Consider the following 26098-nt stretch of genomic DNA (forward strand, 5'->3'; position numbering starts at 1 on the left):
GTGCGGGACGGTACTGCCGACGCCGCACGGAGGGCGGGTGACGAGGACGCCGTCACCCGGGCCCTCACGCTGCTGTCCTGCCTCGCCACCGAACCCGGCGCGGGCGGCATCCTCTTCCTCGGCCTCGACCCGGAGCTGCTGCCCCCGCTCGGCGCCTGGCTCGCCGCGCACACCGGGACGGGCGGAGCGGTCCGCACCCTGGGCTCGTGGCTCGGCGAGGAGGATCTGTGGCTGCGCCCGAGGCTGGGCGACGACGGCTTCCGCCTCGTACCGGGACTGCTGGTCGAGGAGCCGGGAGCCGCGCCCCCGGTGGTCCTCGTCCCCGACCTCTGCCAGGCGGGTCCCGCCGTCGTCCGTGCCGCCGTGACCCTGCTCGGCGCCGACGCGGCCCACGTCGAGATGCACGGCCACAGCCTCCGCTGGCACCCGCGCGCCCACTGGCTGGCGGCCGCGGACCGCACCGAGGCCGCCCGGCTCTCACCGCACCTCCTGGACCGATTCCCGCTGCGCGTCGAGGCGGAGCACCTGAACGAGGCGCTGTGGCGCCTGGGCACGGACCGCTTCTGGGACCTGCCCGCCGAACGCGAGGCCCTCGTCGCCGCGCTGCCGGCCTTCCCCTACGTCCCCGGGACCGGCCGGCGGCCCCTGCCGACCCCGGAGGCACTAGACCTGGCGGTCGGCCTGGTCCCTCCGGACACGGGCATGCGGAGGGGGCTGGGCCTCGCCCGTATTGCCCGGGCGCTTGCGGCGCGGGCGGGGGCGGAGGGGGAGGCCGTGGCGGAGGCGGCGGGCCCCGAGGCCGAGGCCCAAGCGGCGGCGGAGGCCGAGCAGAGGAAGCCGGACGGGCACCGCGCGGAAGCGCCGTCCGCGCTGCAGCGCCCCGGCGTCCAAGCGCCGCCCGCCTCCCAACACCCCCGCGTCGAAGCACACCACGTCACGGAGGCCGCCGTGCTGCTGGGCATCACGCCACCTCCGCCCCGCCCGGACCTCCGCCCGGAAACGCCGCCCGCCGCCCCGAGCCACGTCCCGGAGTCCGCCGAGGCGCAGCCCACCCCGACCGCCGCCCTTCCCACGCCCGTCCCGGTGGCAGCCCCCGCCCCGCCGCAGCCCCTGCCCGCGGCCCCGGTGACGCCTCCCGCGACGGCGCCCCCGTACCCGTACCCGAACTCCGACCCGTACCCGGAGGACTCGCCGGATGCCCTGCCCCAGCTCGGCTCGCTGCGCCCGCCCGGCCGCCGGCGCAGCGCGGCCCGGCGGCTGCAGGGCCGCCCGGTCGGGACGATGCGCGCCAACGACGTGCACGACCTGGCGCTCGTGCCGAGCATGATCCAGGCGGCCACGTCCCGACTGCTTCAACCGGAGCACCCGGAGCACCCGGAATCCGCCGCACACGCGGAACACCAGGAACAGCCGACACACCCGGAACACCCGAACCGGCCCCTCGCCCTGCGCGCCGTGGACCTGCGGCAGTACCGTCGCCGTCCGGAGCCCGCGCACGCCCTGGTCCTGGTGCTCGACCACTCCTGCCGCGACTGGGACCCCGCCCCCGCCCTCGCCCCGCACCTGCGCTGGGCGTACGAGACGAACGCCGCCGTCACGGTCGTCGAGTTCGGCCACCGCACCGCCGAACTCGACCTGTGCGCCGAACGCGTCCGCGTCCCCTCGCTGCTCGACCCGGCGGTCCTGGACACCTTCGATCGCGAGCCCGGCACCGCCAGCCCCCTGGCGCACGCCCTCGACCTCGGCATCCACGAACTGCGCCGCTTCCTGCGCCGCGGGCGTGCCGTGGTCGACGAGGCCCTGCTCGTCGTCGTCACCGACGGCCGCGGGAACGTACCCCTGGACGCGAGCCTGCGCGGCCGTACCCCGAGCGGAGTGCGGCGGGAGGGTGTGACGGACGCCCTGCGGGTCGCGGCCACGGCCTCGACGCTGAACCGGCTGCGGGCGGTGGTCGTGGCCCCGGACCTCGACCAGTACGCCGAACTGCCCGCGCAGCTCGCCGAGGCCCTCGGCGCGGCCCTCGTCGTGGCCCCCCGGCGCAGACCGGCGGAGCTGCCATGACCACGGAGCCGCTGAACCTGCGCGGCAGGCTGTACGCCGACGAGGCGCCCCCGGCTCAGAAGAACGGCACGCCGTACCCGCCCCGCGACCTCCATGACCACGACGCCGAGTACGACCTCGACGGCGTCGAAGAACCCCCCGAGCCCCAGGGCTTCGACCCCGAGAACGCCCAGCTCTCCGCCGAACTGCCGCCCGGAACCGCCCTGTTGTGCGTCAAGAACACCACGTACGCCGGACGGCCCAGCTTCGAGCTGTATCTGCACCACCGGGGCAGGGTCCGCGGTGCGAACCGGCCCACCGACCTCGACCAGCGGCGACAGCCCGGCCTCGGCCCGGCCCGTCTCGTCGAACTGGGCGAGAGGTCCGGCTGGCGCGCCACCTATCGGCTGGTCAAGGGCTGGTGGCGCACGGAGACGGTACTGGCGGACTGGGTCGACGGGTTGAGAGCGGCCGAGAACCCGCGGCTGGTCGTCTGGGACCACACCTCGCACGAGATCCCGTGGGAACTCCTGTACCGCCAGCCGTTGCACGAGACGTCCCCCGCGGACACGGGCGGCTGGATCGGCGCCGCACTCCCGGTCATCCGCTGGACCACGGTGTACGACGCCTCCCGCGCCTGGCGCTACGACGCCCGCCCCCGGCACTGCCGAGGCGGCGTACTCGTCTACGAGGACCCGGAGTTCGCCGTCCCCTCGGACAGCGTGCGCCGGCACGAGGTCGGGGAGCGGTCGACGACGATGCGCCATCTGCACGCCCGCCTCAGGGACAAGGAGACCGACTTCGGCCTGCTTCTGATGCGTTGCCACGGCAAGTACTCGGAAGACGTCGAAGAGTTCACGCTCGGCGGCGTCCCGTTTCCCGAACTCGACGAGGACTGGAGGATGCCGGCCCTGCACGCCACCGGAGCCGCCGTGCTGATCAACTCCTGTGTCTCCGCCCGCCCGGTCGTCGACCGTCGCTACAACGCCGCCGTACCCCGCAACTTCGCCGAGATCTTTCTGCGCTGGGGCGCCGGCGCGGTCATCGCCACCCTCGCGGAGGTCAGCAAGGTCCACGCCCACGACTTCGCGGCCCGCCTGGTCAGGAACGCGCAGCAGGGACCGGTCAACCTCGCCGACGCCCTGACCGCGCACCGTGCGGACTATGCGCGACAGGCGGAGCAAGCCGTCGTCGAGGGCGACGACGGCCGTGCCGAGGCAGCGATCGAGGGCTTCTTCACAAGCTTCATGTACGCCTACTTCGGCCACCCGGGGACCACGCTGGCCCTGGAAGCGCCGGAAGGGGACGAGGCCCCGTGACCAGTCCTTCCGTCCGCCTCAAACCCCTGGTGAGCTGGCCCGAGTCCGTCGAGGACGGGCGCAAGTACCTGGTCACCGTGGACGTCGAGTTCGACACCGGGTCGAGCCCGTGGCCCTACGACACCGAGGAGTACGAGATCGGCTGCATGCTCGAGGGCGGCTCCCGGCTCGCGGTGGAGTCGGTCGGCGACACGACCCTGGTGCTGCACCGGTTCGGGGGGACGTACGGGCCCGCTCGCTTCGTCACCTACGCGATCGGGGAGGCGCCGGAGGGCCCGGAGGGGCTGGAGACCGAGCTGCAGCTGACGTTGATCACCGCGGGCGGGGTGCCGTTCCGGAGCGAGCGGCTGGGGGTGCGGGTCGGCGGGGTGGGACCGCCGGTGCCGGAGATCGAGGTGCCGTTGCCACGGGAGGCGGTGCGGGGCGGGGGCGGGGAGTCCCGGCAGCCGACCGGGACCGTGATGGTCATGCCGGGGTCGGGGCTGTTGGCCAGTGTGCTGCGCTCCCGGCTGGTCCAGGTGGAGCGGCGTACATACGGAGTCCGCACTCAGGTCGATATCGGTGAGTTGCCGGGTACGTCATGGCGCGTGGCTCTCGTGGCGAGCGGTTGGTGGTCACAGCCGGAGACCCGCGAGGCGGTGTACAGGGTCAGCCAGGACTTCCAGGTGCCGCTCGTTGTGTCGGTCGTGCTGGGCCGAGGCACGAAGTGGCAGGAGTACGGCGGCGGCGTCGTCGTGGCCACGGAGGTGTTGCCGAGGCCTCGCAGCAGATCCGTACGGCCCTCCGAGCGCCTGGTCATGGCCGCCCGCGAGGCGCTGGGGAGCAGCGCGTACTTCGAGGCTGTGACCGCAGACGGCGAGAACAGCGACTGCCTGACGGCTGCGTATGCCGTGCCCGCTGCGGAGCATTTCACGGTCTGTGCCGTGGGTACGGCGCTGGACCGGGCGGTCGATGCCATGGTCGCGGTGCTACGTGCCGTCGACCCCGTTGCCGATCCGCTGGCGCTGCCGCCGGATCCGGACGAGTTCGTCGGGCGGGACGACGAACTGTCCAGGCTCCTCGACCTGTTGGACCCGGCCGGAGCTCTGGTGGGGATGCCCAACGCCTCCGTGCTCACCGGCATGCCCGGCGTGGGCAAGACCGCACTCGCGGTGGCGGCGGCTCACGAGGCAATGCGGCGCGGATGGTTCCCCGGGGGAGTGCGATACCTCTCCGGCGGGACGGGCGTACAGGAGGTGCGCAACCAGATCGAGTCCTGGCTCCGGAACCGTTCCGGCCCTGCGCTCTTCGTGTGCGACGCACTGGATTCATGGGAGTGGCTGACCTCGGTGGGGGACGCCTCCCTGCGGACGCGCCTCCATGTCCTGGCCACCTCGCGCCGCAGGCCGGAGGAGTTTTCGCGTACGAAGACGGTGATGTTGGAGCCGCTTTCCTCCGAGGCCGCCGCGGCAGTCGTCGACCCCGACGGCAGCCATCCCACCTCGGCGGCCCGCCTGGCCGAACTGTGTGGCGGAGTGCCGCTGGCGCTTCGGCTCGCCCGGGGGTTTCCCAGGGGGCTGGACAACCTGCTTGCCCGGGCGGAGGGGGCGGGCGGGATCTTCGACGCCCTCGATGACCTCAAGCAGGCCTACGACGCCGAGTACCGCAGCCTGCCCGGTGAACAGGCGGAGGCGCTGCGCTGGCTGGCGCTGTCTCCCCGCGGTGATCTCGGCAGGGAGATGGCCGTCAGGCTGCTGGGCAACCGGGTGGAGCGACTGGAGCCTCTGGTGGCGGCCGGTCTGGTCACATGGAACGACTCGACCCGACGCTGGCGCCTGCCCACTCTGGTGCACGCCTACGTCGAGCACATCGTGCGCGGGGACGAGGCCGCCCATGCCGAGCGGGTTGACGCCTGGAGGATCCTGGGCCCCTTCTGCACGGCACGGACGAAGGCGGCCGTCGCGAGCCTGGGACTGGCTGTCACGGAGCCCGGCAACGAGAGTCCGGAACTGATGGAACTTCCGCAGGCATTGGAGTGGTTGGACGGCGAGTGCGAGAACCTGATCGCCCTGGTCCTGGAGGTCCCCGAACTCGGTGAGAGCCCGCTGGTCGGCGATCTCGCCCTCCACCTGGGCGTCTACCTGAACTGGCGACGGTACTGCGACGCGTGCGTCGAATGCTGCAACACGGCGCTTGTGCAGGAGAGAAGCCGCCACAGGCAGGCGCAGCTGTGGAATCTGCTGGGCGCTGCGCAGCACGGGGCCGGCCGGCTGGTCGAAGCGGCAGAGGCGCATGCGAAGGCGGCAGCCCTGTTCAGGGCGCTCGACAACGAATGGGGTATCGCCAAGACGGACGACGCCCTGGGCCTGGTCCGTGTCGGTCGAGGCGACTGGTATGCCGCTCAGGAGGCCCACCGCAAGGCGCAGAAGACGTTGCGGCGCCTGGGCGACCACCTGGGCGAAGCCGAGGCGATCACAAACCTCGGGCGGCTGTCCCTCGCGATAGGTGCCAACGACGGAGCCCGTGCTCACCTGGCTCAGGCCACCAGCCTGTACCAGCCTCTCAGCAGTCAGTTCGGCACGGCCTGGGCCCTGGTCAACTACGCCGAGGCGCTCCGTAGGACCGGCGGTGCGGAAGAGGCCCTGACCGTCGCTGCCCAGGCACTGTCGCTGTTCGTTTCCCTGGCCGACACCGATCGCCAGGCCTGGGCCCAGGAGGTCCAGGCGGAGGCATACGAGGAACTGCGCCGCTTCCCGGAGGCCTCCAACACCTGGACCGTCGCCGCCGAGACCTACACCCGTGCCGGGGATGCTGAGAGCGCCGTACGAGCCCTCGGCCGCGCCCAGCGCATTCGCCGGGACCATGCTCCTGACGTGTGCCGTCTCCTCGTGACGGTGGCCACTGCGCCGTTCCGTTCCTCCTCCGTCCGCTGGGCCCTGCACGTGTCTCGGGGGTCCGGCTGGGAGCCCTGGGGCGAGAGCGGCTCGGCGGTGAAAGTCTCCGACCTGTCGGCCGCTCTGCATCCGTCGCTCGACGAGAGGCTGCGCACGGACGACCCCGACCGGCTCGAATTCGCCCTGCCCCTGGGGCACTTCGACCTTGCGCCGCACCGATGGCCGACCGGGCAAGATCCGGATTCACCGGACCTGGGCACCCAAGTCCCCCTGGTGCTGCGCGACATGGCCCGAGCGGGCCGCCCCGAAACCGTGTGGCTCTCGCGCTGGCGGGAACTGCGAGAGGCACCAAATCTCTCGGTCTGGCACCTCCCGATTGCCGGAGCATCACCGTCGTTTCCCGTACCGCCCGACGGAATCCCGTTCCTGTGCGGTCCAGTCAGCCAGGGCAGCGGCCGTGACCTCATGTCCCGTCTGCTGAAGGACGGCCACGGTGCGGTCCTGTGGACTGCGGGCCCGCACCCGAAGCAGTGCGGGCCCGACTGTCTGCGTCTACGAGACGAGGTCCAGGACTTCCTCTCAGGCCTCGGCCCCCTCGCCGAACTCCCCCACGAGCTCTGGCAATTGCGCACCCTAGGCCGCGACCGCCGCCTCTCCCTCCTCTACGACGACCCCGAGTCCCCCCTCCCCGCCGCGCGCCGGCCAAGCACATGAGTCGGCACATGATCCGACACCCTGCGAACCGGCCACCGCAGTCGGTAACCAGCCACGGAACAAGCGGTTCCTGTCCCCGATTGAGGGATCGTTTCACCCGTATGGATTAAAAGTGCTCAAGGGGGAAGAAGGGTTCATCCCGAGCCGCCTACGGTCCACGGATGAGCAGCAGCCCGGAGACCTCGCCCCGCATCACCGGCGCAGACCAGGCGCGCCGGGAGGCACGTGACCGTGCCGCTGCGCGCACGCTGGCGCAGCGGCCCCCCGGGCGCTACGAGCCGTATCTGGACGGGCTGTTCACCTACTGCCTGTCCGTGCTGTGCGACCACGACACGGCGACCGCGGCCCTCGGGGAGGCCCTGGCGCTCGCCGAGAAGCGCCGCGGCCCCCAGGCGCCGGGGGACCGCCGCGCCTGGCTGTACGCGTTGGCCCGCTGGGCCTGTCTGCGCAAGCTGGCAGAGACCAGGCAGAAACGTCAGGGCACGCACGCGGCGGGCCGCCACAGCAGCGAGAAGCAGCGGCAGACCGGCACTCCTGTCGCCGCCGACACCCAGGAGCAGCGCCGAAGCGAACTCGCCCTGCTCGCCTGGCCGGAGGCCGCCGGCACCACCCCGGAGCAGCGCGAGGCGCTCGAACTCGCCGTGCGCCACCACCTCGCCGCCCACGAGGTCGCCGCCGTACTGGGCCTGGGCCTCGCCACCGCCCGCGAACTGCTGGCCTCCGCCGCCTGCGAGGTCGAGCGCACACGCGCGGCCCTGGCCGTGGTCGAGACCGGCGGCTGCCCGAGCGTGGCCCGGCTCACCGGCGACAACCAGCTGGTGCTCAGCTCGGCGCTGCGCAGGGAACTCGTGCGGCACGTGGACGACTGCCCGCGCTGCCGCCGCAGCGCCGAGCGCGCGATCCCCGGACGCTGGCCCGGCGCGATGATCACCCCCGCCGAGCTGCCCGTCCTCGAGGCGCCACGTGCGGCCCTGCACGTGGCGGTCACGCATCAGCCACGCGCGCGTGGCACCGCCGTTCCCCGGTTCGACCGGCGCGGCTTCCCGATGGACCCCAAGGACCGGGCCGCCCGCCGCGACCGCCTACGCGCGCGTGCCGTCACGACGACGGTCGTCGCCACCGTGGTGGCGGCCCCCGTGTTCGCCCTGTGGGCCGCCTACCGGGGCTCACCGGCCGAGGGCGCGGACGGCCGCTCCGCCACCGCCAGCGAGGCACACGGCCCCATCAGCCTCGGCGGCGAGGTGTCGGGCGGCGGCTACGAGAACGCCGGCAACGCCAGCACCCGGTCCGGTGGCTCTTTCGGCAAGGGCCACCAGCCCGACATCTCCGTGGAGGTCATCAGCGTCACGGGCATCCGCGGGAAGGGCGCCGGACACCTCGAGGTGTCGGCCGGCCACGACGGCGACACCACGCTCGTCACCCTCACCGCGACCGGACCCGCGCCGGTGCGCTGGTCCGCGTCCACGGGAGCCGCCTGGCTCTACCTCAGCCAGTCGTCGGGAACGCTCGCCCCCGGCGAATCGTTGACGATCAAGGTGTACGTCGACCACCTGCGCGAGCCGTCCGGCCCCTGGAGCGCACGGGTGACGGTCTCACCGGCCGGCGCCGTAGTCTCCATCGAGGGCTACGGCACGGCGCCCACCCCGACCGCCCCCGCTCCGAGCAGCCCCGACACCCCGCCGCCCTCGTCCGGCCCGGAACCGACCCCGACGGCCTCGGACCCCACTCCGAGCGCACCGCCCTCGTCCCCCGGCCCGGAGCCCACACCCACCGACTCCGCCCCGACCGACCCGAGGGGCTCGACACCACCGCCCGCCGACAGCGGGGACCCGAGCCCTACGACGTCGTGAGCGCGGGCCGCCTCAGCCGACCGGGTCCGCGGGGTGCGGCGCCAGCAGCGGCAGCTGCGAGGCCAGGCGCTGCTCGCACAGCTCCACGAGGCGGTCATAGCCGGCCTTGCCCATCAGCTCGGTCAGCTCCGCCCGGTAGGACACGTACACCGGGTCGCCCGCGCCGTGCGCCGAGGTCGCCGACGTGCACCACCAGTGCAGGTCGTGGCCGCCCGGGCCCCAGCCCCGGCGGTCGTACTCGCCGATCGACACCTGCAGCACCCGGGTGTCGTCGGGCCGGTCGATCCAGTCGTACGTCCGCCGCACCGGCAGCTGCCAGCACACGTCCGGCTTGGTCTCCAGCGGCTCGCGGCCCTCCTTCAGGGCCAGGATGTGCAGCGAGCAGCCCGCGCCACCCGCGAACCCGGGCCGGTTCTGGAAGATGCAGGAGCCCTGGAAGGGACGGGTCTGGCGGTCGCCGTCCTCGTCCTCCGACACCCAGCCGTGCTCCATGCCCTCGTCATGGTGCTGCCAGATCTCGGGCGTGAGCCTCGCCACATGCTCGGCGACGCGCTTCTCGTCGTCCTCGTCGGAGAAGTGGGCGCCCAGCGTGCAGCACCCGTCGTCCGCGCGGCCCGCCTGGATGCCCTGGCAGCCGCTGCCGAAGATGCAGTTCCAGCGAGAGGTGAGCCATGTCAGATCGCACCGGAAGACCTGCTCGTCGTCCGCCGGATCCGGGAACTCCACCCACGCGCGGGCGAAGTCGAGGCCCTTCTCGTCCGCTTCCCTGGCTTTCTTCGACAGCTTCGCCGGCCGCGCCGGCTTCACCTGCGAGGAACCCTTGGCGGACTTGTCGTTCTTCGCCCTTTTCGTCTTTGGCACAGGACCAGCGTACGGCTCCGGCAGCGCCTCCGAATACGGAGTACCGCCCAGCTGGCAGTAGCGTTCCGTACATGAGACTCGGTGTCCTCGACGTGGGATCGAACACGGTGCATCTACTGGTGGTGGATGCGCACCCGGGCGCGCGCCCGTTGCCCGCGCACTCGCACAAGGCGGAACTGCGCCTTGCCCAACTGCTCGACGAGAGCGGAGCGATCGACTCCCAAGGGGTCGACAAACTGATCGCCGTTGTCCACGAGTGCCTGCAGGCCGCCGAGGACAAGGGCGTCGAGGACGTGCTCCCCTTCGCGACGTCCGCCGTGCGCGAGGCCAGCAACGCCGACGACGTCCTCGCGCGCGTGCAGGCCGAGACCGGCGTCGAGCTGCAGGTCCTCACCGGCGCGGAGGAGGCCCGGCTCACCTTCCTCGCCGCCCGCCGCTGGTTCGGCTGGTCCGCGGGCAAGCTGCTCGTCCTCGACATCGGCGGCGGCTCCCTGGAGATCGCCTACGGCATCGACGAGGAGCCCGACGCCGCCGTCTCCCTCCCGCTCGGCGCCGGCCGCCTCACCGCCGGCTGGCTCCCCGGCGACCCGCCCGACCCGGAGTCCATAAGGGCTCTGCGCCGCCATGTGAGGGCCCAGATCGCCCGCACGGTGGGCGAGTTCACCCGCTTCGGCGCCCCCGATCACGTCGTGGCCACCTCGAAAACCTTCAAGCAGCTCGCTCGTATTGCGGGTGCGGCCCGGTCGACGGAGGGTCTGTACGTCCAGCGGGACCTGAAGCGCGAGTCCCTGGAGGCATGGGTCCCGCAGCTGGCCGGAATGTCAGCAGCCCAGCGCTCCGAACTCCCGGGCGTGAGCGAGGGCCGTGCCGGCCAGCTCCTCGCGGGTGCTTTGGTGGCCGAGGGCGCAATGGACCTGTTCGGAGTGGAAAGCCTGGAGATCTGTCCCTGGGCGCTCAGGGAAGGCGTGATCCTGCGTCGACTGGATCACATGGGTTCGGCGTAGCGCCCCTGAAGGGGCGCGGGGAACTGCGCGAGCAACCACAACTCACCCGCACCCGCCCGTGGCGAACCCCACAACGGCGAATAGGCGCCCCGCAGCAGCCATCCGCACCCCGTAACCTGTCGGCATGGCGGAGCCAGTGTGCATCCCGGATGCGAAGGTCGCGCTGTCCACGGCCTCCGTGTACCCGGAGTCCACGGCGACGGCCTTCGAGATCGCCGCGCGCCTCGGGTACGACGGAGTCGAGGTCATGGTGTGGACCGACCCGGTCAGCCAGGACATCGAGGCGCTCCGCAGACTCAGCGACTACCACCGCATCCCGATCCTGGCCGTGCACGCCCCCTGCCTGCTCATCACGCAGCGGGTGTGGTCGACGGACCCCTGGGTCAAGCTCCAGCGCGCCCAGGCGGCCGCCGAGAAGCTGGGCGCGACCACGGTCGTCGTGCACCCCCCGTTCCGCTGGCAGCGCCAGTACGCCCGCGACTTCGTCACCGGGATCTGGCGCATGGCGAACGAGACGGACGTGCGGTTCGCCGTCGAGAACATGTACCCCTGGCGCTACCGAGACCGCGAGATGCTCGCGTACGCCCCCGATTGGGACGTGACGAAGGAGGACTACCGTCACTTCACGATCGACCTCAGTCACAGCGCCACGGCCCGCTCCGACGCGATGCACATGGTCGACTGCATGGGAGACCGTCTCGGCCATGTCCACCTCGCCGACGGCAGGGGATCGGCGAAGGACGAGCACCTCGTCCCGGGCCGCGGCAACCAGCCCTGCGCCGAGCTGCTGGAACGTCTCGCCCTGACCGGTTTCGACGGCCACGTCGTCATCGAGGTCAACACCCGCCGCGCCATGTCCAGCGCCGAACGAGAGGCCGATCTGGCGGAGGCGCTGGCCTTCACACGACTCCACCTCGCCTCCGCGGTGAAGGTGCCCAGACCGTGACCGAGGTCCCCGACCCGACCGCTCGACGCCGTGGCCGCCGTACCCGTACGGAATCCGCCGACACCCGCGACCGCATCCTGACCGTGGCCCGCGAGGAGTTCTCCGAGCGCGGATACGAGAAGACGTCCGTGCGAGGCATCGCGAAGGCGGCCGGCGTGGACTCGGCGCTGGTGCACCACTACTTCGGCACCAAGGAGCAGGTCTTCGAGGCCGCGATCGAGGTCGCCTTCGCGCCCGCGCTGAACGCACCGGAGGCGGTCGCCGACGGTCCGCTGGACGGCGTCGGCGAGCGGCTCACCCGCTTCATCTTCGGCATCTGGGAGAACCCCACCACCCGTACGCCCCTGCTGGCGATCGTGCGCTCCGCCGTCAACAACGAGGCCGCGGCCGCCGTCTTCCGCCGGCTGATCGCCTCGCAGCTGCTGCGCCGCATCGCAGCCCAGCTGGACCGGCCGGACGCGGAGCTGCGCGCCGAGCTGGCGGCCGCGCAGCTCGTGGGGTGCGCGATGCTGCGGTACGTGATCAAGGTGGAGCCGCTGGCGTCGGCGGACGTGGAGCAGATCATCGCGCGGGTCGCGCCCGTGGTGCAGGGGCATCTGACCGGGCCCTGACCTCTCCTCGAGGCCCCCAGCCCCTGATGCCCTCTGAGCGAGACGTGCATCCCGCATTCCGGACACGGTGTCCATCCCTTGGAGCAACGGGCGTACGCTCGACTCAGTCAGAACTCTCCGAAGGAGCGAGCGACGATGCCCGAGCTGAGGTCCCGCACAGTCACCCACGGCCGCAACATGGCGGGCGCCCGCGCCCTTATGCGCGCCTCCGGTGTACCCGGCGCGGACATCGGCCGCAAGCCGATCATCGCGGTCGCCAACTCCTTCACGGAGTTCGTGCCGGGCCACACCCATCTGCAGCCGGTCGGCCGGATCGTCAGCGAGGCGATCGTCGAGGCCGGCGGCATCCCGCGCGAGTTCAACACGATCGCCGTGGACGACGGCATCGCGATGGGCCACGGCGGCATGCTGTACAGCCTGCCCTCCCGCGACCTGATCGCGGACAGCGTGGAGTACATGGTCGAGGCGCACTGCGCCGACGCCCTGATCTGCATCTCCAACTGCGACAAGATCACCCCGGGCATGCTGAACGCGGCCCTGCGCCTGAACATCCCGACGGTCTTCGTCTCCGGCGGCCCGATGGAGTCCGGCCGCGCCACGCTCGTCGACGGCACGGTCCGCACGCTCGACCTGGTCGACGCGATCTCCGACGCGGTGAACGACAAGATCTCGGACGAGGACATCCTCCGTATCGAGGAGAACGCCTGTCCCACCTGCGGCAGCTGCTCCGGCATGTTCACCGCCAACTCGATGAACTGCCTGACCGAGGCCATCGGCCTCTCGCTGCCCGGCAACGGCTCGGTTCTGGCCACCCACACGGCCCGCAAGCAGCTGTACGTCGACGCGGCCCGCACGGTCATGGACATCACCCGCCGCTACTACGAGCAGGACGACGAGACGGTCCTGCCGCGCAACGTCGCCACCTTCGCGGCCTTCGAGAACGCGATGGCCCTGGACATCGCGATGGGCGGCTCGACCAACACGATCCTGCACCTGCTGGCGGCGGCCCAGGAGGCGGGAATCCCGTTCGGCCTGGAGGAGATCAACGAGGTCTCGCGCCGTGTGCCGTGCCTGGCGAAGGTCGCTCCGAACGTCGCGAAGAACCGCACGTACTACATGGAGGACGTGCACCGGGCGGGCGGCATTCCGGCCCTGCTCGGCGAGCTGCACCGTGCGGGTCTCCTCAACGAGGACGTCCACGCGGTCCACAGCCCGTCCCTGGCGGACTGGCTGAAGACGTGGGACGTGCGCGGCGGCTCCCCGTCCCCTCAGGCCGTGGAACTGTGGCACGCGGCCCCCGGCTGTGTCCGCTCCGCCGAGGCGTTCTCCCAGTCCGAGCGCTGGGAGGCGCTGGACGAGGACGCGGCGGAGGGCTGCATCCGCTCGGCCGAGCACGCGTACTCGAAGGACGGCGGCCTCGCGGTCCTCAAGGGCAACCTCGCCGTCGACGGCTGCGTGGTGAAGACGGCCGGCGTCGACGAGTCGATCTGGACCTTCGAGGGCCCGGCGGTCGTCTGCGAGTCGCAGGAGGAGGCCGTCGAGAAGATCCTCAACAAGCAGGTGACGGACGGCGATGTCGTCGTCATCCGCTACGAGGGTCCCAAGGGCGGCCCGGGCATGCAGGAGATGCTCTACCCGACGTCCTTCCTCAAGGGCCGCGGCCTCGGCAAGACCTGCGCCCTGATCACGGACGGCCGCTTCTCGGGCGGCACCTCGGGCCTGTCGATCGGCCACGCGTCGCCGGAAGCGGCGTCCGGCGGCACGATCGCGCTCGTCGAGGACGGCGACCGCATCCGCATCGACATCCCGAACCGCACCATCGAGCTGCTGGTCGACGACGCCGAGCTCGCCCGTCGCGAGCAGGCCCTGGGCGGCGTGTACGCGCCCAAGAACCGGGAGCGGAAGGTGTCGGCCGCGCTGCGGGCCTACGCGGCGATGGCGACCAGCGCGGACAAGGGCGCGGTGCGGGACGTTTCGAAGCTGGGCTGAGCCCGAGGCCGGGCCGAGCCCGGAGCTGGGCTGAGCCCGAGGCCGGGCCGAGGTCGAGGCCGGGCCGAGATTTGGAGGGGCCGTCTCTTCGGGGGCGGCCTCTTTCGCTTCGCCCGCTACCAGGCCTCCGGATTACGGGCGTTCACGGCGAAGACGGTGCCGTCGGGGGCGGTGGCGTAGACGTGGCCGTCGGCGAGGACGGGCTCGGGGACGGTGGCCACCACCTGGCCCGTGTTCCTGCCCAGCCGTGCCTGGGTCTGCCCGGCGAGTGACCCGTTGCGGGCGTCCACGGCGAGCAGGCGTCCGTCGGCGGCGCTGACGTAGACATGACGGCCGTCGGTGACCGGCGCCGAACCCCGGCTCACCGAGGTCTCGAGGTTCCACAGCTGCTTGCCCGAGCCCGTGTCGACGGCCTCCAGGGAGCCGCCGGCGGCCAGCAGATAAACCACGTCCCCGCGCACGGTGGCGTGGGCGTTCTGACGGGGAAGGGGCAGCGCCACCTTGCGCGCCGACCTGGACCGGGGGTCGTAGCGGACCACCGCCTGCGTATCGCCGTAGACCCTGTCGACAGCCGTGAAGAAGACGGAGCCGCCCGCGGTGCCGAAGGGCTGCAGAGCGCCCTTCAGCCGGGCGTCCCACCGCACCTCACCCGTGACGGGATCCACGGCGGTGACGCGCGTGCTCGACCCGTCGCCGGAGACGCTCGCCAGGTACGTCAGAGGATCACCGGCGAAGGAGGAGAAGGCCAGCGCCTTGTGCCCCGCTATCGGCCGGGACCACTTGGTGTCGCCGGACTCGCTGTCCACGCCGGTCACCGTGCCGTCGGTATGGGTCAGCAGGAGCATTCTCCCGGCCGGCTGCACCGAGTCGTACGCCGGCACCTTCCGCTCCCAACGTGTCCTGCCCGAGGCGGGGTCGAGCGCTTCCAGACGCCGGCCCTGGTCGGCGAGGGGCTGCTGCACGAGACCACCTGACAGGACCGGGGGAGCGCTCCAGCGGGCCGTGTCGGTGGGGTATCGCCACAACACTGCGCCGTCGGAGGGGGCGAGGGCGAACACCAGGCCGGGCCGCGCGCAGAGCAGCTTTCCCGCTCCGTACGAACACCGGACCGGCCCTTCGCTCCCGGACCCGGGCTTCGCTGTCCACGCACGGAACCCCGCGGGGGACGTGGTGGGCGCCGTGCCGTGCGCCGGGGCGGGCTCCCCACCGAGCAGTTGAACCGTGGCGAGCAGCCCGCCCGCCACGAGCACGAGAGCCCCGGCCGCGAGCAGCACCTTCTTGCGCAGGCGGCGTCGCTTGGACGGCTGCTGAGCCTCCGGCTCCTCGACGCGGGGATCCGGAGGCGGCGGGGTCTCGCCCGTCCGCCGCTGCGCCGGTATGAACGCCTGCGTGTCGTACGAGGCCGCAACCGACCGCAGTTCCCGCATCATCTCGTCCGGAGTGGGCCGGTCCTCGGGCTCCTTGGCGAGGCAGCGCAGCACCAGCGGCGAGAGGTCCTCCGGTACGCCGGTCAGGTCCGGCTCGTCGTGCACCACCTGGTACGCGACCACATACGGACTGTCGGAGTCGAACGGGCCGCGCCCTGTCGCCGCGTGCACCAGGACGGACCCGAGCGCGAAGATGTCGGCGGCGGGCCCGACCTCGCGCGGCCGTCGGAACTGCTCGGGCGCCATGAAGGGCGGAGTACCGATCAACTTGCCGGTCTCGGTCCGCAGTTCGCTGTCCTTTGGCCGAGAAATGCCGAAGTCGATGACCTTCGGTCCGTCCTCGGCAAGGAGCACATTGCTCGGCTTCAGGTCCCGGTGCACGACCCCGACCCGATGGATGTCGCGCAGTGCCTCGGCCAGTCCCGCCATCAGGCGGCGCAGCTGGGCCGGGGGCATCGGGCCGTTCCGCTTCACATGCTCGGAGAGCGTCGGTCCGGGAATGAACAGCGTGGCCATCCAGGGCCGTTCGGCTTCGGGATCCGCGTCGACGACGGACGCGGTGAAGGCACCGCTCACCCGGCGCGCCGCCGCCACCTCCTGCCGGAAACGGCCTCTGAACTCGGGATCCTTGGCGAACTCGGCATGGACGACCTTCACCGCGAGCTTCATCCCCGAGGTGCTCCGCGCGAGATGCACCACACCCATGCCGCCCGCGCCGAGGCACGACTCCAGACGGTAGTGACCGGCGTACTCGGGAAGTTCCGCTTCCGCGCTCGCTCCGGTGTTCTGCTGTGGCGCCATGGAACCACCCCCGTACTGTTCGTCCGCGCGCGCGACGCACGGAGCCTAGTCGATGACTCGTGCGATACGGAGGCGGCTTGCTAGCGTTCGTGTGCCAGTTACGTACATGTGTTTCATGGCGTGTTTTAGGGGAATGAACGGGACCCCATGGCTTTCATGGGGCGCAACGGGGGAGGTTTTTCATGTCTGTTGACCACATCGACGAGGCCGGGAGAGGCGAGGGGGAGACCGTCACGGCGGCCGCCGCGGCCACGGCGGACCTGCGCTACTACTCGGTCGCGCCGGGCGTCCGCCTCAATGTCCGCCGCGGCCCGGGGACGCAGTACAGCATCGTCCGTGTCCTGCCCGAAGGCGCCAAGGTCCCGATCTTCTGCCAGACGCCGGGTACGGCGGTCACGGGTCCGTACGGCACCTCGAACATCTGGGACAACATCGACGACGGCCAGTTCGTCTCGGACGCCTACGTCCTCACCGGCACCGACGGCTACGTCGCTTCCCGCTGCGGCTGATCCCCCTGGGAGCCCGCGGTCACCCCGGAGCCATAATCGTCCCGTGAGCGACGAAACCGGCACCCAGTACACTGCGGGCTCCCGAGGCCCCCGCCCGGAACCCCTCCGCTTCTTCGGCACCGCCTGGGTGAACCACGACAACGGCTACACCCCTCGCCGCATCGGAGTCGCCGTCGGCTCCCTCGCGACCGCCGTCGCCGCCTGCCTGGTTCTCCGCCTCGCCTACCAGGGCCTCCAAATCGCCGACAGCGGCGCCTTCGTGAGCATCCTCGTCGTCGCCATGTTCGCGATCTGCAGCGCCCTCGCCTTCCGCAACACCTGGGACAGCTTCGGCAAGCGCCCCGACCCCGATCGCCAGGCCTCCCTCCGCGGCCTCCTGGCCATCGGCTTCGTCGGCTCCCTCCTCGCCTACTTCTTCCGCTCCCTCACCGAGGCCCCCGGCGAGAAACTCCACCGCGAGGAGTACGAGGCGGCCCTCAAACAACACGAGAACCGCAACATCCGCCGCACAGGCAACCCATCAAAGAAGCGCCGCCGCTCCTGAAACCTGTCTCTCCGCTCAGCCGGGGCCGTTCGGCCGGGCGCTGCAGAACTCGGTTCGGGCGGGTCGTTCGGCCTGGTGTTGCGGGGTTTGGTTCGGGCGGGTCGATCGGCCGGGCGCTGCGGGGTTTGGCTTGGCCCGGTCGTTCGGCCTGGTGCTGCGGGGCTGGGTTCAGCCGGGGTCTATCGGCCGGGCGCCGCAGAAGTCGACTCAGCTGGGGCCTAGGGGCCAGCCGCCGCGGGGCTTGGCCTGGCCGGGGCGATCGGCCAGGCGCTGCAGGGTTTGGCCCGGCCGGGGCGATCAGCTTGTTGCTGCGGGGTTTGGCCCGGCAGGGGCGATCAGCCTGGTGCTGTGGGGTTTGGTTCAGCCGGGTCGATCAGCCCGGCGCTGCAGAACTCGGCTCAGATGGGCGCCGATCAGCAGCCGCCGCGGAACTCGGCTCAGCCCGCTGCTCCGGAACTCGGCTCAGCCGGGGCGATCGGCTCGGCGGCGCGGGGTTTGGTTCGGCTGGGTCGTTCGGCCCGGCGCTGCAGGGATTGGCTCAGCCGGGGGCGGCAAGCCAGGCGCCGCAGAGCTCGGCGGGCAGGACGGACCCCGGCCCCGGCTGCTGGACCCGGCCCGCCTCCCGGACCGTCGCTCTCTCACCAAAAACTCGCTGCCCCCTGCACCCAACCCGCGCCACCATGGCCTCATGACCGCCTCTTCGCAGCCCACCCGCGCCCACTCCTTCAACGCCGCCGCAGCCCAGTACGCCGCCAACCGCCCCTCGTACCCGCCGGCCCTGTTCGATGCGATCGAGGACCTGGCCGGCCGCCCCCTCAAGGGTGCCCGCGTCGCGGACATCGGCGCCGGCACGGGCATTGCGACCGCACTCCTGGCTGCCCGCGGCGCGGACGTCGTCGCCGTGGAGCCCGGGGACGGCATGGCGGTCGAGTTCCGCCGTGCCAACCCCGGCCTCCCGATCGTCCGGGGCAACGGCAACGATCTGCCTCTCGCCACCGCCTCCGCCGACCTCCTCACCTACGCCCAGGCCTGGCACTGGACCGAGCCCGCCCGCTCGGTCCCGGAGGCCCTGCGCGTGCTGCGGCCGGGCGGAGCGCTGGCCCTGTGGTGGAACACCACCGACCTCGACGTCCCGTGGCTGGCTGCCCAAGCCGGCCGCCTGGAGCGCCACTTCGGCATCACCCGTGAGGTCGACAGGACCGGCAACGCAGCCACCACCGCTCTCGCCGACCCCACCGGCCGCCTCGACTTCACCCGCCGGCAGGTCCGCTGGAGCCGCCCGGTCACGGTCGACACGCACCTCGCCAACATCGGCAGCCACTCGATGTTCCTCGTGCAGAGCGAGGAACGCAGGGCGGCCATCCTCGGCGACGAGCGCGACCACCTGCTCGCCGCCTTCCCGGACGGGATCGTCGAGGAGACCTACGTCGTGGAACTGCTCGTGGCCACCAACTCCTGACCCCGCGCGGCGGCCCACCCCTCCAGGGCCGCCGCACTCCGCACGATCACCGCCGTCATCGGCAAGGCCCCCAGCACCCCGCACACCGCGTTCCCCGCACCCTGCGCCATCAGCTCCCGGTCGTAGTCGGTCCGCGGCCCCCGGTGCAGCCGGTCCACCGCCGCCGCGCTGAACAACGACTCCGCCGACGCGATCAACGCGAACGCCACAACAGTCCCGATCACCCCCACTTCCGTAAGCCGTCCGAAGTCCGCCGCCTCCGGCACCCGTACCGCATCGACGAGCCCCCGCACCTCGACCCGCCGCACATCCAGGCCGAACACCCCGGTCACCGCCGACACCACCGCCACCGCGACCAACGGCGCAGGCACCACCCGCGCACCCCTGCGCCAACGCGGCCACAGCAGCAATACGGCAATGGTGGCACCCGCCACTGACAACGCCCCCGGATCCACCCGCCCGGGCAGCCACACCAGCCCGGCGATCTTCCGCAGCCCGCTCGCGGGCGCGGTCGCGTCGCCCAGCGCATACACCTGCCCGGCGACCAGGAGCAGCCCGATCCCGGCGAGCATCCCCTGCACCACGGCCGCCGACACGGCCCGGAACCACCGCCCGAGCCGCAGCGCCCCGAGCCCGAACTGCACCAGCCCGGCCCCGAGAACCAGCACGCCGAGCGCCTCGACGCCGTACGTGTCGACGGCCTCGTACACGAGCACCGTCAGCCCCGCCGCCGGCCCGCTCACCTGCAGGCTGCTGCCGGGCAACGCTCCGGCGACCAGCCCGCCGACGATCCCGGTGACCAGCCCCAGCTCGGCCGGGACTCCGGAGGCTATGGCCACGCCCACACACAGCGGCAGCGCGACCAGGAAGACGACTAGGGAAGCGAACAGATCGGCCTTGCGTATGCGACAGCGCATGACAGCAGCACCTCCGTTGATGAGCGGGAGATGCGTGGGCGCCGAGCCGGGGGAGAGGCACGGCGAAGTGAAATCCATTGTCGGGAACGGGAGTTGGTTCCGCATCCGGTTCGCGTTTCCGGCCGGTGAACGCGGAGGCATGCAAACCGGACCGTCCACTTCCGATCACGCCGCCACGCGCCTGCGCCACCGAACGCACCCCTGGCGAAAACCCTTGACGAGACCGGAGCCCCGGAGCATTATTCATCACATGATGAATTACTCTGCAGGCCCGGCCACCGATCCCCCTGTTCCCCCTGTCTCTCCTACTCCCCCTGCTCCCGCCGTCCGAGCCGAAGGTCTCACCGTCGTGCGCGGCCCCCGCACCGTCCTGCGCGGCCTCGACTTCACCGTCCCGCGTGGCCAGATCACGGGTCTGCTCGGCCCCTCGGGCTGCGGCAAGTCGACGCTCCTGCGCTCGATCGTCGGCACCCAGGCCAAGGTCACCGGCACCCTGAAGGTCCTGGGCAGCCCGGCCGGCCACCCCACGCTCCGCACCCGCATCGGCTACGTCACCCAGGCCCCCTCCGTCTACGACGACCTGACGGTCCGCCAGAACCTCGACTACTTCACCGCGATCCTGGCCCCGGGCCGCTCCGCCTCCGACCGCCGCCACGAGATCGACCGCGTTCTCACCGACGTCGACCTCACCTCCCACGCCGACGTCCTCGCCGGCAACCTCTCCGGCGGCCAGCGCAGCCGCGTCTCCCTGGCAGTCGCCCTGCTGGGCGCCCCCGAACTCCTGGTCCTCGACGAACCCACCGTCGGCCTGGACCCGGTTCTCCGCCGCGACCTGTGGACCCTCTTCCACTCCATTGCCGCCGACCGCGGCGCGACCCTCCTCATCTCCTCCCACGTCATGGACGAGGCCGAGCGCTGCCACCGCCTCCTCCTGATGCGCGAGGGCGAGATCCTCGCCGACGACACCCCCGACGCCCTGCGCACCCGCACCGGCTCCGAAACGGTCGAGGCGGCCTTCCTGCACCTGGTCGACGAGGCGACCGCCGCCGCCCGCGAGAAGGAGACCACCCGATGAGCACCACGACGACCACGACCGGTACGACGGCGACACCCGCCCCCACCCGCGCCCTGAACGCCTCCCGCACCACCGCCACCGCGGCCCGGGTCCTCCGCCAGCTCCGCCACGACCCGCGCACGATTGCGCTGATGCTCGTCATCCCCTGCCTGATGCTGTTCCTGCTGCGCTATGTCTTCGACGGCAGCCCGCGCACCTTCGACAACATCGGCGCATCGCTCCTCGGCATCTTCCCGCTCATCACGATGTTCCTGGTCACGTCCATCGCCACCCTGCGCGAACGCACCTCGGGCACCCTCGAGCGCCTCCTGGCCATGCCCCTCGGCAAAGGCGATCTCATCGCGGGCTACGCCCTCGCCTTCGGCACCCTCGCGATCATCCAGTCCGCCCTGGCCACGGGCCTCGCGGTCTGGTTCCTGGGCCTGGACGTCACGGGCAGCCCCTGGCTGCTCCTCCTGGTCGCCCTCCTCGACGCTCTCCTCGGCACAGCCCTCGGCCTCTTCGTCTCGGCCTTCGCGGCCTCCGAATTCCAAGCGGTCCAGTTCATGCCGGCCGTGATCTTCCCCCAGCTCCTCCTCTGCGGCCTTTTCACCCCCCGCTCCAACATGCACCCCGCCCTCGAGGCCATCTCCGACGTCCTCCCCATGTCCTACGCCGTCGACGGCATGAACGAAGTCCTCAAACACACCGACATGACAGCCAACTTCATCCGAGACGCCCTGATCGTGGCAGGCTGCGCCCTCCTGGTACTCGGCTTGGGCGCAGCAACACTGAGGCGCAGGACGACATGACCTCTGCGCTTCTGAACGCCGATCCGCACCCTTCAGCCCGTCCGGCGTTCGAGGAAGAGGCCGGTCAGCACACTCAGCCCGTCCGGCGTTTGAGGACGAGGCCGTTCAGGCCGATCGGGGGTCCAGGGGCGGAGCCCCTGGCGGGGTCGAAGGGGCGGAGCCCCTGGGGAAGGGACGGGTAAGGGCGGCGGGGGCGAGAAACCCCTACGGCAACCCACCCGCCGACGTCCCGCCCACCGGACACCCAAGCCACCCACCCACCCCCGGTGCGACGATGTACTCCGGACGACGCACCCCCGGAGGGCACCCCAGCCATGACCCAGAAAGTCGCAGTCCTCGGCACCGGCAAGATCGGCGAAGCCCTGCTCAGCGGAATGATCCGCGCCGGCTGGGCCCCCGCCGACCTTCTGGTCACCGCCCGCCGCCCGGAGCGAGCCGAAGAACTCCGCACCCGCTACGGCGTCACCGTGGTCACCAACCCGGAAGCCGCCAAAACCGCCGACACCCTGATCCTCACGGTCAAGCCACAGGACATGGGCACCCTCCTCGACGAACTCGCCCCCCACGTCCCCGCCGACCGCCTGGTCATCAGCGGAGCCGCCGGCATCACCACCGCCTCCATCGAGGACCGCCTCGCCACCGGCACACCGGTCGTCCGCGTCATGACGAACACCCCCGCCCTCGTCGACGAGGCCATGTCCGTCATCTCCGCCGGCACCCACGCCACTGCCGACCACCTCGCCCACGCCGAGGAGATCTTCGGTGCCGTCGGCAAAACCCTCCGCGTCCCCGAGTCCCAGCAGGACGCCTGCACCGCCCTCTCCGGCTCCGGCCCGGCGTACTTCTTCTACCTGGTCGAAGCCATGACGGACGCCGGCATTCTGCTCGGCCTGCCCCGCGACAAGGCCCACGACCTGATCGTCCAGTCCGCGATCGGCGCAGCGACGATGCTCCGCGACAGCGGCGAACACCCGGTCAAGCTCCGCGAGAACGTCACATCCCCCGCAGGCACCACCATCAACGCCATCCGCGAACTCGAGAACCACGGCGTACGAGCCGCCCTCATCGCCGCCCTCGAAGCCGCCCGCGACCGCAGCCGCGAACTCGCCTCCGGCAAGAAGGACTGACCCCCGCCGGGGGCGGTCACCCCGCTGCGTCCACCACCTCCTTCGTGGCCACCACACGCGCAAAACCGCCCCCGTGCAGTGACACCGCCGACGCCTGCGCAACTTCCTCCGCACTCCGTCGCCAGCCGAACGGCCCCTCGAGATCGAAGGTGTACGTCGCGTCGTACGCGACCACCACGTCGTACCCCAGATTCCCGCCCATCCGAGCTGTCGTCTCCACGCACATATTGGTCTGGATCCCGGCCACAACGACCTGCGAGATTCCCTCCGCCCTCAGCCAGGCGTCCAGATCCGGCGTCCCGTAGAAGGCCGAGTTCACGGTCTTCGTGATCAACAGCTCGGCCGCACCGGCCCCCTTGCCACGCCGCCGCTCCACGTACTCCTTGAACTCGTTCCCCTCGTACCCCGGCCGCAGCGGCGACTGGGGCTTCGGCGAGTCATGCCGTACGAAGACGACCGCCCGCCCTGTCGCCTGCCACGCGTCGATGAGCGAAGCGATGTTGTCATCGGCCTCCGGGTTGTTCCTCGGCCCCCAGAAGCCGGCCTCGTCGAAGCCCTTCTGCACGTCCACAACCACCAGCGCTGCGTTCTCTGCGATTTCCATGCCCACGATCCTGCCGCCGGGGGAACGCGCACCCCAGAGGGTGAAAAGCCAGCGATCGATGGTTTACTGCCACTCATGGAGAATGCCGCAGAGGACACGTACCGCGTCGCCCTCGTCGCCTTCCCCGGCATCCGCGCCTTCGACGTATCCGTCATCACCGAGGTCTGGGGCAGCGACCGCACCGACCGCGGCGCCCCCGCCTACGATCTGCGTCGAGTCGCCACCGACACCACCACCCCCATCCCCATGCGCGGAGGCATGACCCTCCATGCGGACCGCACCCTCAGTTGGCTGTCCCGCGCCGACCTGATCGTGATCCCCGGCCTCGACGACCACCTCACACCCGCGCCCACCCCGGTCCTCGACGCCCTCCGCCGCGCGCACGCCCGTGGCACCACCATCGCGGCCCTCTGCGGCGGCGCCTTCACCCTCGCCCAGGCCGGCCTCCTCGACGGCCGCCGCGCCATCACCCACTGGAACCTCGTCAGCCTTCTCCGCGCACACCACCCCCAAGTCACTGTCGTCCCCGACGCCCTGTTCATCGAGGACGACAACCTCTGGACCGCAGCCGGCACCGCAGCCGGCATCGACCTCTGCCTCCACCTCGTACGTCAGGCCCACGGCGCCGAAGCCGCAGCCACTATCGCCCGCTCGATGGTCACCGCCCCCTTCCGCACCGGCACCCAGGCACAGTTCATCGAGCACCCCACACCCCGCGCGGACCGCGACGCCGACACCCTCGCCGCCGTACGCGAACACGCCCTGCGCCACCTGCACGAACCGCTCACCGTCGCCGACCTGGCCACCCAAGCAGGCATGTCCCCACGCAGCTTCGCCCGCCACTTCACCGCGCAGACCGGCACGCCCCCGCTCCGCTGGCTACTCGACCAGCGCATCGCCGCAGCCCAGAAACTCCTCGAACGCACCGACCTGCCCATGCCCGAGGTCGCCCGCCGCGCCGGCTTCGGCAGCGAGGTCACGATGCGCCAGCACTTCGCATCGCGCCTCGCCACCAGCCCGCGCGCCTACCGAGCCGCGTTCAGCACCACACCGGCACCGGTATCCGAAGCAGCCGGCAGCAACCCGATCGCGCGATAAGCGGCATCCACGGTCGGCCGGGCCAACGCCCGGGCCCTGTCCGCACCATCCCGCAGCACCCCCTCCACATAACCAGGATCAGCGCACAGTGCCCTGTGCCTCTCCTGTACGGGCCTGAGGAGCTCGACCACGGCCTCTGCGGTGTCCTTCTTCAAGGACCCGTACGACTCATATACACCGCTCAAGGCCTCTGGGTTCCCACCCGTGCACGCCGCCAGGATCTCCAGCAGATTCGTGACGCCGGGCCGCTCCACCCGGTCGTACGCAATCTCCCGCCCACTGTCGGTCACAGCCCGCATGATCTTCTTCCGCACGACATCCGGCTCGTCGAGCAGATAGACGATCCCCGGCCCGGAGTCGTCCGACTTCCCCATCTTCGAAGTCGGTGCCTGCAGGTTCATGACCCTCGCCGCGACCACCGGAAGCGTGGCCTTCGGCACCACGAACGTATGCCCGTACCGCTGGTTGAACCGCACCGCCAGATCCCGCGTCAGCTCCACATGCTGCGCCTGGTCGTCCCCTACCGGCACCTCGTCCGCCCCGTACACCAAGATGTCCGCCGCCATCAGCACCGGATACGTCAGCAGGGACAGCCGCACACTCCCACCCCGTTCACGCTCGCGCGCAGCCTTCTCCTTGTACTGGATCAGCCGCCGCATCTCACCGTCGGTCGCCACACACTCGAGGACGTACGACAGCCGCGCGTGCTCATCGACATGACTCTGTACGAACACGGTGCACAGCGCCGGATCCAGCCCCACCGCCAGCAACAGCGTCGCGGCCTGCCGACTGAGCCTGCGTACCCGCGCCGGATCGTGGTCCACGGTCAGCGCATGCAGATCGACGATGCAGAACAGCGCATCCGCCCGGTGCTGGTCCACCGCGGCCCACTGCCGCATGGCACCCAGGTAGTTCCCCAGCGTCAGATGCCCGGTCGGCTTGATCCCGCTGAAAACCCGCGTCATCTCTTCTCCACCTCCTGGTCGAGACCGCCGTCCCGGCCGGCCGCCCCTCAGGAACTCAGGAGGGAGAAACAAGAACGGCCGCCGAGGCGGCGGCCGTTGAACGCATACGTGAGTACGGCCGCCGTCAGGCGGCCCACCACTGCTGGGTACACGTACGCGTAGTCATGCCCCACAGCCTACGCCTCCCAGGTGCCGCCCGGAGGCGAGTTGACACACCTCCGTCCGCTACGTAGTGTTCTCCGAGTTGTCCGACGTGAGCGCCGACTGCGGTCGGTCCCCGGACAGCCACTTCGCAAGTACCAACCACTACTCGACAGCCAGTCGATCTGTCTGGCGTCGCGTTATTGGCATGCGTATTTACGAAATGAGGAATCCACGTTCGAAAGGACGCGGACCCCGATTAGCTCGGGAGCCGGGAATCCGCTAAAGTCTCACTCGTCGGAACGGCCCAACGGCCCGGAAGACAGCCCCCTCTGACTGGGAGTCAGGCCCGAAAGGATCTGATAGAGTCGGAAGCGCCGGAAAGGGAAACGCGAAAGCGGGATCCTGGAAAGCACCGAGGAAATCGGATCGG

Annotated in this window: 19 protein-coding genes and 1 pseudogene; 15 read left to right on the forward strand and 5 right to left on the reverse strand. The window is 71.2% G+C overall.

Annotated elements, in window-relative coordinates:
• The 4 genes from ACFY10_RS31690 (at position 1) to ACFY10_RS31705 (ending at position 8796) form a co-directional block, all read left to right on the forward strand.
• Positions 1–2061, forward strand: coding sequence for a hypothetical protein (locus ACFY10_RS31690; protein WP_390668626.1), 2061 nt, complete (start codon positions 1–3; stop codon positions 2059–2061).
• Positions 2058–3359, forward strand: coding sequence for a hypothetical protein (locus ACFY10_RS31695; protein ID WP_390668627.1), 1302 nt, complete (start codon positions 2058–2060; stop codon positions 3357–3359). Before ACFY10_RS31690 ends, ACFY10_RS31695 begins: the two co-directional genes overlap by 4 nt.
• Positions 3356–6946 (forward strand): AAA family ATPase, encoded by a 3591-nt coding sequence (locus ACFY10_RS31700; RefSeq protein WP_390668628.1) that lies wholly within the window; start codon positions 3356–3358, stop codon positions 6944–6946. The genes ACFY10_RS31695 and ACFY10_RS31700 overlap by 4 nt, the downstream gene beginning before the upstream one ends.
• Positions 6947–7107: 161 nt before the next feature.
• Complete coding sequence (locus ACFY10_RS31705; RefSeq protein WP_390668629.1) at positions 7108–8796, forward strand: hypothetical protein; 1689 nt, start codon at positions 7108–7110, stop codon at positions 8794–8796.
• Between the two features lie 12 nt (positions 8797–8808).
• Here ACFY10_RS31705 and ACFY10_RS31710 read toward each other — a convergent pair whose 3' ends face one another.
• Entirely contained in the window at positions 8809–9657 is an 849-nt protein-coding gene (locus ACFY10_RS31710; RefSeq protein WP_390668630.1) for a hypothetical protein, read from the reverse strand.
• A gap of 71 nt (positions 9658–9728) precedes the next feature.
• On the opposite strand from ACFY10_RS31710, the gene ACFY10_RS31715 reads away from it, so the two are divergent.
• The 4 genes from ACFY10_RS31715 to ilvD all read left to right on the forward strand — a co-directional run bounded on the left by ACFY10_RS31715 (position 9729) and on the right by ilvD (position 14207).
• Entirely contained in the window at positions 9729–10661 is a 933-nt protein-coding gene (locus ACFY10_RS31715) for a Ppx/GppA family phosphatase (protein WP_390668631.1), read from the forward strand.
• 124 nt (positions 10662–10785) lie between these two features.
• Positions 10786–11607: a sugar phosphate isomerase/epimerase family protein gene (locus tag ACFY10_RS31720; RefSeq protein ID WP_390668632.1), complete on the forward strand. Its 822-nt coding sequence runs from the start codon at positions 10786–10788 to the stop codon at positions 11605–11607.
• Positions 11604–12218: a TetR family transcriptional regulator gene (locus tag ACFY10_RS31725; RefSeq protein ID WP_390668633.1), complete on the forward strand. Its 615-nt coding sequence runs from the start codon at positions 11604–11606 to the stop codon at positions 12216–12218. The genes ACFY10_RS31720 and ACFY10_RS31725 overlap by 4 nt, the downstream gene beginning before the upstream one ends.
• Positions 12219–12353: 135 nt before the next feature.
• Positions 12354–14207 (forward strand): dihydroxy-acid dehydratase, encoded by a 1854-nt coding sequence (ilvD, locus tag ACFY10_RS31730; protein WP_390668634.1) that lies wholly within the window; start codon positions 12354–12356, stop codon positions 14205–14207.
• 116 nt (positions 14208–14323) lie between these two features.
• Here ilvD and ACFY10_RS31735 read toward each other — a convergent pair whose 3' ends face one another.
• Positions 14324–16435 carry a PQQ-binding-like beta-propeller repeat protein gene (locus ACFY10_RS31735; protein WP_390668635.1) on the reverse strand — a complete coding sequence of 704 codons (2112 nt, stop codon included), beginning with the start codon at positions 16433–16435 and terminating at the stop codon, positions 14324–14326.
• 182 nt (positions 16436–16617) lie between these two features.
• Between ACFY10_RS31735 and ACFY10_RS31740 the strand changes: the two genes are divergently transcribed.
• From ACFY10_RS31740 to ACFY10_RS31750, 3 genes are all read left to right on the forward strand, one after another.
• Positions 16618–16944, forward strand: a complete 327-nt coding sequence (locus ACFY10_RS31740; protein ID WP_390668636.1) for an SH3 domain-containing protein — start codon at positions 16618–16620, stop codon at positions 16942–16944.
• Positions 16945–16987: 43 nt separating this feature from the next.
• The gene (locus tag ACFY10_RS31745) at positions 16988–17488 is read left to right on the forward strand and encodes an EamA/RhaT family transporter (RefSeq protein ID WP_390668637.1); all 501 of its coding nucleotides are present in this window, start codon (positions 16988–16990) and stop codon (positions 17486–17488) included.
• A 688-nt stretch (positions 17489–18176) separates the two neighbouring features.
• Entirely contained in the window at positions 18177–18947 is a 771-nt protein-coding gene (locus ACFY10_RS31750; RefSeq protein ID WP_390668638.1) for a class I SAM-dependent methyltransferase, read from the forward strand.
• Here ACFY10_RS31750 and ACFY10_RS31755 read toward each other — a convergent pair.
• Positions 18935–19864: pseudogene (locus ACFY10_RS31755) on the reverse strand (SulP family inorganic anion transporter); the annotation flags it as partial. The gene ACFY10_RS31750 and the pseudogene ACFY10_RS31755 overlap by 13 nt on opposite strands.
• A 250-nt stretch (positions 19865–20114) precedes the next feature.
• Here ACFY10_RS31755 and ACFY10_RS31760 point away from each other — a divergent pair.
• From ACFY10_RS31760 to proC, 3 genes are all read left to right on the forward strand, one after another.
• The gene (locus ACFY10_RS31760) at positions 20115–20939 is read left to right on the forward strand and encodes an ABC transporter ATP-binding protein (RefSeq protein ID WP_390668639.1); all 825 of its coding nucleotides are present in this window, start codon (positions 20115–20117) and stop codon (positions 20937–20939) included.
• On the forward strand, positions 20936–21730 hold the full coding sequence (locus tag ACFY10_RS31765) for an ABC transporter permease (protein WP_390668640.1): 795 nt from the start codon (positions 20936–20938) through the stop codon (positions 21728–21730). The genes ACFY10_RS31760 and ACFY10_RS31765 overlap by 4 nt, the downstream gene beginning before the upstream one ends.
• Positions 21731–22044: 314 nt before the next feature.
• Positions 22045–22857 carry a pyrroline-5-carboxylate reductase gene (gene proC / locus ACFY10_RS31770; RefSeq protein WP_390668641.1) on the forward strand — a complete coding sequence of 271 codons (813 nt, stop codon included), beginning with the start codon at positions 22045–22047 and terminating at the stop codon, positions 22855–22857.
• Positions 22858–22873: 16 nt separating this feature from the next.
• Here the strand turns inward: proC and ACFY10_RS31775 are convergent, their stop codons facing one another.
• Positions 22874–23461 carry a cysteine hydrolase family protein gene (locus ACFY10_RS31775; protein ID WP_390668642.1) on the reverse strand — a complete coding sequence of 196 codons (588 nt, stop codon included), beginning with the start codon at positions 23459–23461 and terminating at the stop codon, positions 22874–22876.
• Positions 23462–23536: 75 nt separating this feature from the next.
• Here ACFY10_RS31775 and ACFY10_RS31780 point away from each other — a divergent pair, with 75 nt between their 5' ends.
• Positions 23537–24559 carry a GlxA family transcriptional regulator gene (locus ACFY10_RS31780; RefSeq protein WP_390668643.1) on the forward strand — a complete coding sequence of 341 codons (1023 nt, stop codon included), beginning with the start codon at positions 23537–23539 and terminating at the stop codon, positions 24557–24559.
• On the opposite strand, the gene trpS is transcribed toward ACFY10_RS31780, so the two are convergent.
• Entirely contained in the window at positions 24487–25524 is a 1038-nt protein-coding gene (gene trpS / locus ACFY10_RS31785; RefSeq protein WP_390668644.1) for a tryptophan--tRNA ligase, read from the reverse strand. The two genes, ACFY10_RS31780 and trpS, sit on opposite strands and share 73 nt — an antisense overlap.
• Positions 25525–26098 lie beyond the last annotated feature (574 nt).

The sequence above is a fragment of the Streptomyces sp. NPDC001401 genome (genome assembly GCF_042895385.1).
In the GTDB taxonomy this organism is placed as follows: Bacteria; Actinomycetota; Actinomycetes; order Streptomycetales; family Streptomycetaceae; genus Streptomyces.